The sequence below is a fragment of the Pseudomonas sp. 5Ae-yellow genome (assembly GCF_014077575.1).
Taxonomy (GTDB): domain Bacteria; phylum Pseudomonadota; class Gammaproteobacteria; order Pseudomonadales; family Pseudomonadaceae; genus Halopseudomonas; species Halopseudomonas neustonica.
In genome coordinates this window covers 18,395-31,518 of the sequence record NZ_JACGWE010000018.1, presented here as the reverse complement: position 1 = coordinate 31,518, position 13,124 = coordinate 18,395, and the positions used below count along the sequence as shown (strand labels likewise).

Here is a 13,124-nt window from a genome sequence, read left to right as displayed (position 1 = left end):
CCCAAATGCCTGACTACTCACCACCCATTTGGGTGAGTGCAGAGCCGCTAATGAGTATTACCCGACAATTAGCGTAATCCCCGCTCAATTAACCCGGCGCAGCTCATCGCCTTGCGCGAAAGCCCGGAGATTCTCTGCCAACTGACCCACAATGCGCTGCCGCGCTTCACGACTGCCCCAGGCACTATGGGGAGTGATCAGCAAATTAGGTATATCTGCCGCCAACAAGGGATTGCCGTCACGCGGCGGCTCGCTGGTAAGCACATCGCAAGCCGCGCCGCCCAGATGGCCTGCACGCAGGCTATCCGCTAGCGCCTGCTCATTCACCAGGCCGCCTCTACCCGCATTGATCAGCAGACTGCCAGGGCGCATACGCGCTAACTCAGGCGCGCTGATCAGGTCGCGTGTTTGCTCGGTCAGCGGGCAGTGCAGGCTTAATACATCGACCTGCTCAAGCAGTTTATCCAGCCCCGGCCTACCCTCTTTCTCACGTCCGGGTAGTGCGCCCACCACCAGGCGCATACCAAATGCCTCGGCCAAGCGACCAACCGCTTGCCCCAGTTCACCGTAACCCAGGATGCCCAAGGTGCGACCACTCAATTCGCCAATTGGATAGTCCAGCAAGCAAAACTGACTGCTACGCTGCCACGCACCATCGCGCACGGCCTGGCGATAGGATTCAAACCGGGTAATCAGTACCAACATGAACATCAGCGTGTGCTGTGCCACCGCAGGCGTGCCATAACCCTGGCAATTGGATACGGCAATACCACGTTCCCGAGCGGCGGCAAGATCAACATTGTTGGTGCCCGTTGCACTCAGCAGGATCAACTTTAGCTGCGGACAGGCATCCATCACCTGCGCATCTATCAGCACCTTATTGGTGACCACAACCTCACAATCCTGCATGCGCTCGATACGCTGCTCAAGGTCGGTGACCGCATAGCTCTGGTAGCGTGCGCCAAGCTCGGTCAGTGGCCGCATATCCAGGTCACCCTGATCCAGAGTGGATTGATCTAAAAAAACGATGGAGAAGGCATTTTGCATACTCGCTGTACCTGTCTGTCCGGGCAGAGGGTGGTTAAAATACCCGCCTCGAAAAGGAGCCCTGATATGTATTGGAATGAATTTATGCTGGTTGCCCTGGTGCACCTTCTGGCAGTGATCAGTCCAGGACCCGACTTTGCGGTGGTTATCCGCAATAGCGTCAGCAGTGGCCGGCGCGCCGGCCTATTTACCGCGCTAGGCTTGGGCAGCGGCATCGTCGTTCACGTCACCTACTCGCTGCTGGGAATAGGCTTGATTGTGTCGCAGTCAGTCTGGCTGTTCAATCTGATGAAATTGCTCGCCGCTGCTTATTTGCTATACATCGGCATTCGTGCGTTACGGGCCAAGCCGCAGAGCAGCGCGCAAACCAACATCGCCTCGCCACTCAAGAGCATGAGTGCGCGACAGGCTATTGCACAGGGCTTCATCACCAACGGCCTGAATCCCAAGGCAACCCTGTTTTTTCTTTCACTGTTTACCGTCGTGATCAGTCACGACACACCACTGGTGATTCAGGCTGGATACGGCCTCTACCTGGCCGTCGCGACGGGGGCCTGGTTCTGTCTGGTGGCGCTGCTGTTTAGCCGGGATTCAGTGCGACGCGGCTTCAATCGCATGGGACACTGGTTCGACCGTTTGATGGGCACTGTTCTGATTGGATTGGGCCTGCATTTAGCACTATCGCAGTGGCTAAAGCGCGGCTAAGCCGCGCCCCTACACGCCCGCTTATGCCATAGCGGGTGTGTTCTCGCTCCAGCCTTGCAACACATCGAGCCACTGCGCATCATCATTCAGGCAAGGCACCAGCACCAACTCCTCACCACCTGCGGCAATGAATTGTTCGCGCGCTCGATCACCAATCTCCTCCAGGGTTTCGATGCAGTCGGTAACAAACGCCGGACAAGCCACCAACAGGCGCTTCACGCCCTGCGCCGCCAACTCATCGATACGCGCTTCGGTATAAGGCTCAATCCACTTGTCGCGTCCAAGGCGCGACTGGAAGGACTGCGACCACTGATCATCACGCAAGCCCAAGCGTTCAGCGAGCGCTCGGCTCACAGAGGTGCACTGCGCACGATAGCAGCTCGCATGCGCTGGCGACGGACGAGAGCAGCAGTCCGGCGTCGCCAGACAATGGCTACCCGTTGGGTCCGCTTTACGCAGATGCCGCTCGGGCAAGCCATGATAGCTCAACAGCAGAAAATCGAAGCCTTGCTGCAAATGCGGCTGAGTGCGCTGAGCCAGGGCATCCAAATATTCCGGGCGGTCGTAGAAAGGGGGCAGCACATTCAACTTGATCTGCAACCCATGCGCCGCGATCACACGCTTGGCCTCGACAATAGACGTGGTGATGGTGCTATCCGCAAATTGCGGGTACTGCGGCATGAACAGCACCTCTTTCACCCCCGGCGTGGCGGCCAGCTTAAGCAGCCCCTGCTCAATGGACGGTTCGCCATAGCGCATTGCCAACTCAACCGGCATATCAAGACGTGCCTGCAGCGCCTGCTGCACCCGACGGCTGATCACCACCAATGGCGAACCATCTTCCCACCAGATAGAGGCATAGGCATGGGCAGACGCCTTGGGCCGGGTCAACAGGATCAAGCCCACCAACAACCGACGCAGCGGCCAGGGAATATCGATTACATAAGGGTCCATCAAAAACTGATTTAGATAGCGGCGTACATCACTCACTTGAGTGCTCTTGGGTGACCCCAGATTAACCAGCAAAATCCCACGCTCAGACATCGAATACTCCGCTATTACAATTCATTTTTGGTTAAGTAACCGCCGCCAGCGCCTTGTCCAGGTGCGGGTACTTGAAACTAAAGCCCTCAGCCTCTGCCTTGGCAGGCAGCGCCCGCTGTCCGGTCAGCAGCAGACGGGACATTTCTCCCAGTGCCAGCTTGAGCACAAAGCCCGGCAGAGGAATGAAAGCCGGTCGGTGCAGCGCCTTGCCCAGCGCGCGCACAAACTCCCGGTTGGTTGCCGGATGCGGCGCAGTAGCGTTGTAAGGGCCACGACAATCAGGTGTTTGCAGCATCCATACGATCAGGCTGACAACGTCATCCAGATGAACCCAAGGCATGTAATGCTCGCCGCCGCCGATAGGACCGCCCAAACCCAACTTGAACGGTAGCTTGAGGCGATCCAAAAAACCGTCTTTGGTAGCCAATACCAGACCGGTACGCATGATACACAAGCGCACGCCATAGGAGTTGGCACGCTTTGCGGCGGCCTCCCAGGCATCGCACAGCGTATGGGTGTACTCCGATCTGGGCGGGCTTTGCTCGGTAATTTCAGCACTCCCCCCATCGCCATACCAGCCAACTGCCGAGCCGCTGACCAGCACGGCAGGCTTTTCCGATTGGCGCCCTATCCACTGTACAAGTTGCTCGGTCAACGACACTCGACTTTCCCATAGTTCGGCCTTGCGTTTGGCTGTCCACGGCTTATCAGCGATGGGAGCACCCGCGAGGTTGACCACCGCATCGAATGCCTGGCCGTCTAGCTGCTCCAGCTCTGCCACACCCTTAACCTGCGCGCCACAGAGCGAAGGCACTTCAGCGGGGCGTCGGCTCCACACAGTGAGCTGGTGCCCTTCAGTCAGCAGACGTCGGCACAAGGCTCGACCTATCAGACCGGTACCGCCGGTGAGCAGTATATTCATCACTATCCCCTGTCGATAAATATTCCAATTAAACACCTCTGCCTGCGGCTATCAATACGCCGCAAACAAACCAGTTCGCAGTTCATTGCTGAAATATGATACAGGCAAAGAGAATATCTTATACAAAACTATTTTTATGTATAATTTTAACCTATAACACTGATTAACATTTATTGAGGAACACCATGAGCCACACTCCAAGAGTAGCGATTATTGGCGCCGGCATGTCGGGCTTAAGCGCCGCCAGCAAGCTGCGTGAAGCAGGAGTTCAAGTCACCCTGTTTGATAAAAGCCGCGGCAGTGGTGGGCGCATGAGCAGCAAGCGCACCGATTTTGGCACCTTTGACATGGGTACCCAATACTTCACAGCGCGCGACCCAGGCTTCGCCGCTGCAGCGGCAAGCTGGGCAGACGCCGGCCTGATCAGTACCTGGCAACCGCGCCTATTTCGCTACGACGAGAAAGGCTTGATCCCCTCTGACGACAGCCAGCAACGATTTGTCGGTACACCGCGCATGACCGCACTTAGCCGTGGGCTGCTGGCAAGCTCCGAGCTGGTCAGCGGCACCCGCATAGAACGCCTTGAGCGGCAGGCGCAGCAATGGCACCTCGTGGATAGCCAACAAACGCTGCACGGTCCCTACGATCAGGTAATAGTTGCCGTTCCACCGGCACAAGCAGCGCCCTTGCTTGCGGGCGTTGCCAACCTGGTAGCACCAGCGAGCAACAGCAGCATGGAGCCGGGCTGGGCAGTGGCGATCACACTGCCGCAGAAACTGGATAGCAGCGCAGACGCCGTGTTCGTTCGCAGCGGCCCACTCGACTGGATTGCACGCGAGGCCAGCAAGCCTGGTCGAGCCAACAGTGAAAACTGGGTTTTGCAGTCAACCCCCGCCTGGGCTGAGGCCCATCTGGACGATGACCCCGCGCAGATCGTAGATGCGCTCGTTGCTGCCATGGGTGAGGTACTGGGCATACATATTCCCACACCTGTCTTTCAGCAGGCCCACCGCTGGTTGTATGCCCGCCCCGCTGCAGATTGCGAATGGGGCGCGTTGGCCGCACCTGAACAAGGCATTTATGTCTGTGGCGACTGGTGCCTGGGGGGGCGACTGGAGGCAGCCTGGGTAAGCGGTCAGCAAGCCGCGAAAGCCGTACTGAGCGTGCAATGATGGCCGGCCAAAACCGCTTCAACCCACGCAAGCTGATGCGCTCAAAGTGGACAGCGCGGCAGCCGCAACATCGTGAAAAACACTTCATGGTCACCGCCTGTCACTGGAGCGAGGACGAGAGCACACTGCTGAGTATTGAGCTGGAAGCCGTGCTGACGGGTCGCTGCCAGCAGCTTGACTGGCAGGATTTACACGATGCCGATACCTGGCAGCAGGGGTGGAAGTAGGCTGAAGATAATTCCTGTAAATCACTTGTACAAGTATGGATCTTATGTACACTTATTCTTGTACACGAAAAATATTGACGTACAAGCACAGCAATTATCACAGCAAGAGGTGCCACATGCAGGCAACTATCGAGCAGCCCATTCCCGTAGGCATTAGCCAATGCCTGATGGGCGACGCTGTGCGCTTCAACGCCAGCCACAAACATTCGCCGCTGTGCACCCAAAAGCTGGGACGTCTGTTCGCGTTGAAGCCTTTCTGCCCGGAGGTGGCCATTGGCATGGCGACGCCCCGCCCCGCCATTCGACTCGTTGGCGAGGCCGCCTCGCCGCGGGTACTAGGCAGCAAAAATCCAAACATGGATCTGACGGTGCCGTTGCAACACTACGCCGAGCAGGTCAGCCAGGCACATCCTGAGCTTTGTGGTTTTATCCTGATGCAGAAGTCACCCAGCTGCGGCATGGAGCGGGTGAAGGTATACCGTGACAACGGTCACCCGGCTGATGGCACCGGCAGCGGCGCTTTCGCCGCACGGTTAATGGCGCGCAATCCTCTACTGCCGGTAGAAGAGGAAGGACGTCTGCACGACCCGGTACTCTGCGAGAATTTCGTTACCCGAGTCATCGTCTACTCGCAATGGCGGGCGCTGCAACGCGATGGACTGACATCTACGCGGCTGCTGTCATTTCATGCCCGCCACAAGTACCTGGCCATGGCTCATCAGCAAAATCTCTATCGGCAACTTGGCCCCCTGCTCGCCGACTTGCGTCAAACAGATCTGTACATCACGGCCGAACGTTACTTCGCGCTGCTGATGCAATGTTTGAAGACACCGGCAAAGCGCAGCGGCCATAGCAATGCCCTGCAACATTTGGCTGGGCATTTCAAAAGAGTGCTCAAACCCCAGGAAAAACAGGAGCTGAGCCAGCTGATCCATGACTATCGTCGTGGAACCGTTCCACTGGTGGTTCCTATCACCCTGCTCAAACATCATCTGCTCAACCATCCAGACCCTTATCTGGGAGAGCAGGCCTATCTGCAACCGCACCCGGCTGAACTCAGCCTGCGCAACGCCATCTAGGCCAACCATGACCAACCATAAACCTACCATGCTCCCCATTCGTGATGCCGCTCGGGAAACGGGCGTAAACCCGGTCACCCTGCGCGCCTGGGAAAGACGCTACGGGCTGGTAAAGCCGCACCGTACCGCCAAGGGTCACCGGCTCTACTCCGCTGACCAGCTACAGCAAATACAGCAAATCCTTACCTGGCTGGAGCGTGGCGTGGCTATCAGCCAGGTAGCGACCCTGCTACGTGAGCAACCAGAGCCGAGCACGCCTGAACTATCGCTGTGGCAGCACCAGATAGACATCTTTCTGTTAAGCCTTTCGCGCTTTGACGGTCGCCAGTTGGCAAGCCAATACCGCGAGCTCATGGCGCTTTATCCCGCACAACTGGTCTGTGCACAGTTACTTGAGCCCGTGCTCGATGAACTGGAGCAGCGTCCGGCAAACCACTACGGCAACCAACTGGAAAAGCAGTTCCTGCAATCCTGGCTGCATAACCAACTTACCTCCCGGTTGACGCAGGAGCAGGAACATAACCAGGGCGCGCGACTAGTCCTCGCCAATCTCTCGGATACCAGCCCAGAACCGCGCCAAAGCTTACTCTGCATGCTACTCAGCAGCGCTGGCTATCAACTGGTGATGCTGGAAGGTCAGGTGCCCGCCAGCGAGCTGACGCTGCTGCACGAGCGCTGTCCGCTGCAAGCGATGGTGCTAATCAGCAGCCAGCGCATGGAGTCAACACAGCTGGAACGCGAGCTGCCGAGGCTCAATGCGCAAACGGACTGCCAGCGCTTCGCTGTAGGTCCCATCATCCAGATGCACGCGAATGAGCTGAGCGCCAGCGGTATTAAACTTCTGAGCAACAGCCCCGCTAAAAGCTTTGAACTCCTGCATCAGCAACTGGCAGCGCCGGAGGCCTTGTCATGACAAAACCGGCGACGCTATCTCTGTGTTGGCTGCGCGCAGACCTGCGCGTCAACGACAACCAGGCTCTGTATCACGCCGCGGAGCGCGGCGCGGCAGTCGCCGTTTTTATCGCCACACCCAGCACCTGGCAAGAACACGACGATGCCCCGATCAAAGTCGACTTCTGGCGTAGAAACCTTGCTGCGCTGAGAAAAGACCTGCAAAAGTTGAATATTCCACTGCTGCTTCTGCACGCAGATAGCTGGTCACAATGCCCGCAAAAACTGCTCGACTGCGCGCAGAAGCTGGGTGCAGATGCGCTCTTCTTCAACGATGAATATGGCGTGCACGAACAAGCTCGCGACGACGCAACACAAGACACCTGGCAAGAAGCTGGCTTGCAGTGCGAGCGCTTTACCGACCAGCTGCTGTTCGTGCCCGGGAGCCTCAGAACCCAGTCTGACACCATGTTCAAGGTCTACAGTCAGTTCAGACGCAAAGCCTACGAGTCACTGCACAGACACTTGCCAACCTGCTATCCAGCGCCAGCCAAGCAGGCCGACACAGGCATCGAGAGCAGTGCGCTCCCTGATCACTTCAGCGGCTATACCCCGACAAGCGAAAATCAGCAAAAGCTCTGGCCTGCCGGTGAACAGGCGGCGCAACAGCGCATGTCGTATTTTTGCGAACAACTGCTGGAAGATTACGAAGAGTCTCGTGATCGTCCTGACCTCGACGGTACCAGCCGACTGTCAGCTTATCTGGCTGCCGGCGTGCTCTCGCAGCGCCAGTGCCTGCACGCTGCGCTACAACTGAACCAGGGCGAATTTGATAGCGGCAACCCAGGCGCCGTCAGCTGGATAAACGAGCTGTTATGGCGCGAGTTCTACAAACATATTCTGGTCTGCTACCCAAGAGTTTCAATGCACCGCGCCTTCCGGCCTGATACCGAAGCGGTGGAGTGGCGTAATGACCCCGAAGGTCTGCGCGCCTGGCAACAGGGTAAAACCGGTATTCCCATCGTCGATGCTGCAATGCAGCAGCTGCTGCAAACAGGCTGGATGCATAATCGTCTGCGCATGATCAGCGCCATGTTTTTGAGCAAAAACCTGCTGATTGACTGGCGCGAGGGTGAGCGCTGGTTTATGCAGCACCTGATTGACGGTGACCTGGCTGCCAACAACGGCGGTTGGCAATGGAGTGCTTCTACCGGCACCGATTCGGCACCTTATTTCCGCGTATTCAACCCGCACAGCCAGTCACTCAAGTGCGATCCTGATGGCAGCTTTATTCGTACCTGGTTGCCTGCGCTCGCTGGACTCTCGGCTAAACAGATTCACAGCCCTCCAGCGGCGGACATGTTCAATCAACTCGATTATCCCGCGCCCATCGTCGACCTGAAAAGCAGTCGCCAGCGCGCCATCGATGCTTTTCGCAACCTGGGAGAATCGCCATGAACGCCAGCCAGTTCGCCAACGAGTTCGCTGAGGGCTTCGCTGCGTTAGACAAGCATAACCTTGCGCGCTTAGCCGATCTCTATGATGCGCAGATTCATTTCACCGACCCCTTACACGATGTGCATGGGCTGGACGCGCTGCGTAGCTACTGCGAAAACCTCTACAGCAATGTCAGCGACTTGCAGTTCGAGTTCCTGCAATGCAGCGGTATTGACGAAGACCAAGCATTGTTACGCTGGAACATGCGCTACAGCCACCCACGGTTGGCCGGCGGCAAAACAATCTGCGTCCCTGGCTGCACTCTAATTCAGTTCCGCGACGGCAAAGTATATCGACATATCGACTACTACGACGCCGGCGCCCTGCTCTACGAACACCTACCCGTGCTAGGGCGAATAATTGCCTGGCTGAAAAGGAGATTGGCATGAGCATACAGAAGCGAGTCTGGTTGACTGGCGCGTCCAGCGGGATGGGGCTGAACATGGCAGAACAGCTCGCGGCACAAGGCCACAAACTGGCACTGACCGCACGCAGTGCAAAACCACTGCTTGAGCTGGCCGAGCGCTATCCGGGGCAAATCCTGGTTATTACCGCCGACTTGACTGATCTCAACGCCGTACAGACCGCAGCAGAACAAATCAACTCTGCGTGGGGGGCGCTGGACCTGGTGATTCTCAACGCCGGTACCTGCGAGTATATGGACCTGCCGACGTTTGATTCGGCGTTGTTCGCCCGCGTCATGCAAACCAACGTACAAGGTACGGTGCACTGCATTGAAGCGGCACTGCCATTGCTGCGTGCCGGCACAAAACCCCATCTGGTTGGCGTAGGCAGCAGTGTCACTTACGTTCCGCTGCCGCGCGCTGAGGCCTATGGCGCGTCCAAGGCCGCAGTGCGCTATCTGTTTCAATCACTGGAACTGGACCTGGCTCAGTGGGATATCAAGGTCAGCCTGGTCAGCCCGGGCTTTGTGGATACACCACTGACCGCTGCCAACGACTTTCCCATGCCCATGCAGGTGAGCAGCGAGAAAGCTGCGCGCACCATACTGCGGGGCATTGAGCGCGGACAGCGCGAAATACGCTTCCCCACCGTTTTCATTTCCATCCTACGCCTGATCGGCAGCTTGCCGGCGGCGTTACGGGTACTTTTAACCCGCCGGCTGGCGCGACCGGCCAGCGAAGAGGGCAGTAACTAATGCGCGTTGCAATCATAGGATCAGGAATATCGGGGCTGGTCTGCGCCCGCCTGCTCTCACGCCGTCACGAGGTGACCGTATTTGAAGCCTCCGACTGGGTCGGCGGCCACACCCACACCGTGGACGTGAATGTTGGTGGTCGCGATTACGCCATCGATACCGGCTTTATCGTGTTCAATGACTGGACTTATCCCAACTTCATCAAGTTGATGCAACAACTCGGGGTGGAATCACAGCCTACCGAAATGAGCTTTTCGGTCAGTGACCCCAAGAGTGGTGTTGAGTACAACGGCAATACACTGAGAACCCTGTTTGCGCGCAAACGCAATCTGATTTCACCGGGCTTTCTGATGATGCTGCGCGATATCCTGCGTTTCAATCAGGAGGCGCAGCAAGACTTACGCGACGGCACCCTGGGGCAAAACCCGACGCTGGGTGACTACCTGCGCGAGCGGCGCTACGGCAAACGCTTTACCGAGCATTACATCGTGCCCATGGGCGCAGCGATCTGGTCAATGCCGCTAAAGGATATGCTCAACTTTCCGCTGGAATTTTTTGTCCGTTTTTTCCGCAATCATGGCCTGCTGGCTATCAAGGACAGGCCTCAATGGCGCGTGATCTGTGGTGGCTCGCGCAGCTATGTGGCGCCGCTCATCGAGCCTTTCAAAGACCGTATTCGCCTATCTACGCCAGTACAACGGGTGGAGCGCAACGAGCGGGATGTGGCCATTTTTACCGCTGCGGGCGAAGAGCGTTTCGACAAGGTGGTATTTGCTTGTCACAGCGATCAGGCCCTGGCCCTAATGGCCGACGCAACGGCGGCGGAGCAAGAGATTCTGGGCGCCATCGGTTATGCCGATAATGATGTGGTACTGCATACCGATGCCAGCGTGTTACCGCGCCGGAAACTGGCCTGGGCCAGCTGGAACTACCGGCTTGGCGATACGCAGGAAAAACCGGCTGCCCTCACCTACAACATGAACATTTTGCAGGGTCTGGAGGCGGATGAAACCTTCTGCGTCAGCCTGAATCAGACCGAGCAAATCAACCCGGACAAGATTCTGCGGCGCTTCACCTACGCCCACCCGCAATTCAGCCTGGCCGCGGCCCAAGCCCAGGGGCGCTGGCAAGAACTGTTGGGTAAAAACCACAGTTTCTTCTGCGGAGCCTACTGGGCAAACGGTTTTCATGAAGATGGCGTGGTCAGTGCCCTGCGTGTTACCGAAGCCTTTGGTGAGTCAATCTAATGGCCTTGGCCAGCGCACTGTACAGCGGACTTGTCCGCCACCGCAGGCACGCTCCGCGCCAGCATGCGTTCAAGTACCGTACCAGCCTGCTGCTGCTGGATCTGGACGAGCAGCGTGAGGTGTTCAGTCTGAGCAAACTCTGGTCCGGTCGCTGGTTCTCACCCATGCGTTTTCGAGAAAGCGACTACCTGAGCAACGAGCGTGTTGCAGACGAATCCCTGAAAGCCTGTGCCCAGCGTGTGGTAACCGACCAGCTGGGGGTAATTGCTGATGGCTCGATACAGCTACTTACTCAAGTACGCAGCTTTGGCTTCGTCTTCAACCCGGTCTCGTTTTTCTACTGCTACGACCGTGCGGGTCTGCTGCAGGCAATCATCGCCGAAGTAACCAACACCCCGTGGCATGAGCGCTTTTGCTATGTCATCAAGGCAGACCCGGATAGCACAGAGCAACAGGTTGAAACCCGAAAGGCTTTTCACGTTTCTCCGTTTCTGCCGCAAGACCTCGATTACCGGATGCGCTTCAGCCAGCCCGCAGAACACCTGCGAGTGCATATGGAAGACTGGGACGGAGCACTCAGGCTATTTGACGCCACTCTGACGCTGCAACGCCAGCCGCTCAGCCGCAAGCTACTGCGCGGTGAGGCTCTCTCGTTCCCGTTTATGGTGTTGAAAACACTGGCCGCAATTTACTGGGAGGCCGGACGTTTGCTGCTCAAACGCACGCCGATATTCGACCACCAAAAAACTAAAACCACCCTGCAGTCCTCCTCCGCCGCGACAGCCAAGGAGCAGTCCGATGACACACACACCTCCTGAGCAAACTCCCGTGTCTCCATCCAAGAGCTCACGCACTAGCAGTAATCAGCCGGCACCGCTCCGCAGCCTGGCTGGCAGCAACAAGGAAAGCTGGTTGACCCGGCTCAGTCGACAAGCTGTTTTGCGACAGCTCAGGGCACTGAATCGAGGTACCCTCAGCGTCCACGAGAACGGGCAAACGCTGCATTTTGGCCAGGCTGACAGCGATGGACTGCACGCCGAGATCCATGTGCACGACGCTGCCGCCTACTCCACCATTGCCAGCAACGGCAGCGTGGGCTCCGGCGAAGCTTATATCCATGGCTTCTGGTCGACGCCAGACCTGACCGCAGTCACCCGCCTGTTCGTGCGCAACCTGGACGTGCTCGATGCCATGGAAACGGGTATCGCTCGCCTTGGCGCTCCAGCGCTAAAGTGGCTGCACTGGCTAAATCGCAATACGCTGGATGGATCGCGGCGCAACATTCAGGCCCATTACGACCTGGGCAATTCACTGTTTGAGAACTTCCTCGATCCCAGCATGATGTACTCCGCCGCCATCTTCCCGCCGAGCGAAGATGACCTGGAGCAAGCGCAGTGGAATAAACTCAAGCGCATCTGCAACAAGCTGGAGCTGACCGCCGATGACCACCTGCTGGAGATTGGCACCGGCTGGGGCAGCATGGCGATCTACGCTGCCACCCATTATGGCTGCCGCGTCACCACGACTACCCTGTCTGACGAGCAATACGCCTTTACCGCCCAACGTATCCGCGAACTGGGTCTGGAGGACCGTATTACCCTGCTGCTCAAGGACTATCGCGAGCTGGAGGGGCAATACGACAAACTCGTCTCCATCGAAATGATCGAAGCGGTTGGCCATGAATACTTTCGCAACTATTTTGAAACCTGCGCCGCACGTCTCAAGCCACACGGCCTGATGCTGCTGCAGGCAATCACCATCCGTGACCAACGCTATGATCAGGCGCGACGCAGCGTCGATTTCATCCAGCGCTATATCTTCCCGGGCGGCTCACTCCCGTCCATCAGTCTCATTGGTGAGCTGACGCGCAAACATACCGACCTGGCTATGCTGCACTTGGAAGACATCGGCAGCCACTACGCCAGAACCCTGCGCCACTGGCACCACAACCTGATTGCTGCGCGTGGCGAGCTTCAGCATCTCGGGTATGATGACGCCTTTTTTCGGCTCTGGGAGTTCTACCTTTGCTACTGCGAGGGAGGTTTTATCGAGCGCTCGATTGGCACTGCTCAAGTATTGTTGAGCAAGCCAGACGCCAGACCCAAGCTGGACCTTTACGCCATGGGGGAATGAA

The 13,124-nt window shown here is 57.5% G+C and carries 14 protein-coding genes; 11 read left to right on the top strand and 3 right to left on the bottom strand.

Annotated features, from left to right (window positions below; all coding sequences use genetic code 11):
• Positions 1-84 precede the first annotated feature (84 nt).
• A complete protein-coding gene (locus H4J77_RS12205; protein WP_182248562.1) occupies positions 85-1,047 on the bottom strand; it encodes a 2-hydroxyacid dehydrogenase in 963 nt (320 codons plus the stop codon).
• Between the two features lie 66 nt (positions 1,048-1,113).
• Here H4J77_RS12205 and H4J77_RS12200 point away from each other — a divergent pair, with 66 nt between their 5' ends.
• Positions 1,114-1,752, top strand: a complete 639-nt coding sequence (locus H4J77_RS12200) for a LysE family translocator (protein ID WP_182248560.1) — start codon at positions 1,114-1,116, stop codon at positions 1,750-1,752.
• Positions 1,753-1,773: 21 nt separating this feature from the next.
• Here the strand turns inward: H4J77_RS12200 and hemH are convergent, their stop codons facing one another.
• Both hemH and H4J77_RS12190 read right to left on the bottom strand, forming a co-directional pair.
• A complete protein-coding gene (gene hemH / locus H4J77_RS12195; RefSeq protein ID WP_182248558.1) occupies positions 1,774-2,796 on the bottom strand; it encodes a ferrochelatase in 1,023 nt (340 codons plus the stop codon).
• Positions 2,797-2,827: 31 nt separating this feature from the next.
• Positions 2,828-3,718, bottom strand: a complete 891-nt coding sequence (locus H4J77_RS12190; RefSeq protein ID WP_123889084.1) for a TIGR01777 family oxidoreductase — start codon at positions 3,716-3,718, stop codon at positions 2,828-2,830.
• A 185-nt stretch (positions 3,719-3,903) separates the two neighbouring features.
• Here H4J77_RS12190 and H4J77_RS12185 point away from each other — a divergent pair, with 185 nt between their 5' ends.
• The 10 genes from H4J77_RS12185 to H4J77_RS12140 all read left to right on the top strand — a co-directional run bounded on the left by H4J77_RS12185 (position 3,904) and on the right by H4J77_RS12140 (position 13,123).
• Entirely contained in the window at positions 3,904-4,890 is a 987-nt protein-coding gene (locus H4J77_RS12185; RefSeq protein WP_182248555.1) for an NAD(P)/FAD-dependent oxidoreductase, read from the top strand.
• Positions 4,887-5,117: a TIGR02450 family Trp-rich protein gene (locus H4J77_RS12180; RefSeq protein ID WP_235869667.1), complete on the top strand. Its 231-nt coding sequence runs from the start codon at positions 4,887-4,889 to the stop codon at positions 5,115-5,117. Before H4J77_RS12185 ends, H4J77_RS12180 begins: the two co-directional genes overlap by 4 nt.
• A gap of 116 nt (positions 5,118-5,233) precedes the next feature.
• Positions 5,234-6,196 (top strand): DUF523 and DUF1722 domain-containing protein, encoded by a 963-nt coding sequence (locus H4J77_RS12175; protein ID WP_182248553.1) that lies wholly within the window; start codon positions 5,234-5,236, stop codon positions 6,194-6,196.
• 7 nt (positions 6,197-6,203) lie between these two features.
• Positions 6,204-7,109: a MerR family transcriptional regulator gene (locus H4J77_RS12170; protein WP_182248551.1), complete on the top strand. Its 906-nt coding sequence runs from the start codon at positions 6,204-6,206 to the stop codon at positions 7,107-7,109.
• A complete protein-coding gene (gene phrB, locus H4J77_RS12165; protein WP_182248549.1) occupies positions 7,106-8,545 on the top strand; it encodes a deoxyribodipyrimidine photo-lyase in 1,440 nt (479 codons plus the stop codon). The genes H4J77_RS12170 and phrB overlap by 4 nt, the downstream gene beginning before the upstream one ends.
• Complete coding sequence (locus H4J77_RS12160; protein WP_182248547.1) at positions 8,542-8,973, top strand: nuclear transport factor 2 family protein; 432 nt, start codon at positions 8,542-8,544, stop codon at positions 8,971-8,973. The genes phrB and H4J77_RS12160 overlap by 4 nt, the downstream gene beginning before the upstream one ends.
• Positions 8,970-9,743, top strand: a complete 774-nt coding sequence (locus tag H4J77_RS12155; protein WP_182248545.1) for an SDR family oxidoreductase — start codon at positions 8,970-8,972, stop codon at positions 9,741-9,743. Before H4J77_RS12160 ends, H4J77_RS12155 begins: the two co-directional genes overlap by 4 nt.
• Positions 9,743-10,990, top strand: coding sequence for an NAD(P)/FAD-dependent oxidoreductase (locus H4J77_RS12150; protein WP_123889077.1), 1,248 nt, complete (start codon positions 9,743-9,745; stop codon positions 10,988-10,990). Before H4J77_RS12155 ends, H4J77_RS12150 begins: the two co-directional genes overlap by 1 nt.
• The gene (locus H4J77_RS12145; RefSeq protein ID WP_259364826.1) at positions 10,990-11,808 is read left to right on the top strand and encodes a DUF1365 domain-containing protein; all 819 of its coding nucleotides are present in this window, start codon (positions 10,990-10,992) and stop codon (positions 11,806-11,808) included. Before H4J77_RS12150 ends, H4J77_RS12145 begins: the two co-directional genes overlap by 1 nt.
• Positions 11,789-13,123, top strand: a complete 1,335-nt coding sequence (locus tag H4J77_RS12140) for a cyclopropane-fatty-acyl-phospholipid synthase family protein (RefSeq protein WP_123889076.1) — start codon at positions 11,789-11,791, stop codon at positions 13,121-13,123. The genes H4J77_RS12145 and H4J77_RS12140 overlap by 20 nt, the downstream gene beginning before the upstream one ends.
• Position 13,124 lies beyond the last annotated feature (1 nt).

Bases quoted from the DNA above. Each gene is read 5' to 3' on its own strand.
- H4J77_RS12190 (WP_123889084.1), bottom strand. From the start codon at position 3,718: ATGAATATACTGCTCACCGGCGGTACCGGTCTGATAGGTCGAGCCTTG.
- H4J77_RS12160 (WP_182248547.1), top strand. From the start codon at position 8,542: ATGAACGCCAGCCAGTTCGCCAACGAGTTCGCTGAGGGCTTCGCTGCG.
- H4J77_RS12175 (WP_182248553.1), top strand. From the start codon at position 5,234: ATGCAGGCAACTATCGAGCAGCCCATTCCCGTAGGCATTAGCCAATGC.
- H4J77_RS12150 (WP_123889077.1), top strand. From the start codon at position 9,743: ATGCGCGTTGCAATCATAGGATCAGGAATATCGGGGCTGGTCTGCGCC.
- H4J77_RS12180 (WP_235869667.1), top strand. From the start codon at position 4,887: ATGATGGCCGGCCAAAACCGCTTCAACCCACGCAAGCTGATGCGCTCA.
- H4J77_RS12145 (WP_259364826.1), top strand. From the start codon at position 10,990: ATGGCCTTGGCCAGCGCACTGTACAGCGGACTTGTCCGCCACCGCAGG.
- H4J77_RS12140 (WP_123889076.1), top strand. From the start codon at position 11,789: ATGACACACACACCTCCTGAGCAAACTCCCGTGTCTCCATCCAAGAGC.
- H4J77_RS12185 (WP_182248555.1), top strand. From the start codon at position 3,904: ATGAGCCACACTCCAAGAGTAGCGATTATTGGCGCCGGCATGTCGGGC.
- H4J77_RS12170 (WP_182248551.1), top strand. From the start codon at position 6,204: ATGACCAACCATAAACCTACCATGCTCCCCATTCGTGATGCCGCTCGG.
- H4J77_RS12200 (WP_182248560.1), top strand. From the start codon at position 1,114: ATGTATTGGAATGAATTTATGCTGGTTGCCCTGGTGCACCTTCTGGCA.
- hemH (WP_182248558.1), bottom strand. From the start codon at position 2,796: ATGTCTGAGCGTGGGATTTTGCTGGTTAATCTGGGGTCACCCAAGAGC.
- phrB (WP_182248549.1), top strand. From the start codon at position 7,106: ATGACAAAACCGGCGACGCTATCTCTGTGTTGGCTGCGCGCAGACCTG.
- H4J77_RS12205 (WP_182248562.1), bottom strand. From the start codon at position 1,047: ATGCAAAATGCCTTCTCCATCGTTTTTTTAGATCAATCCACTCTGGAT.
- H4J77_RS12155 (WP_182248545.1), top strand. From the start codon at position 8,970: ATGAGCATACAGAAGCGAGTCTGGTTGACTGGCGCGTCCAGCGGGATG.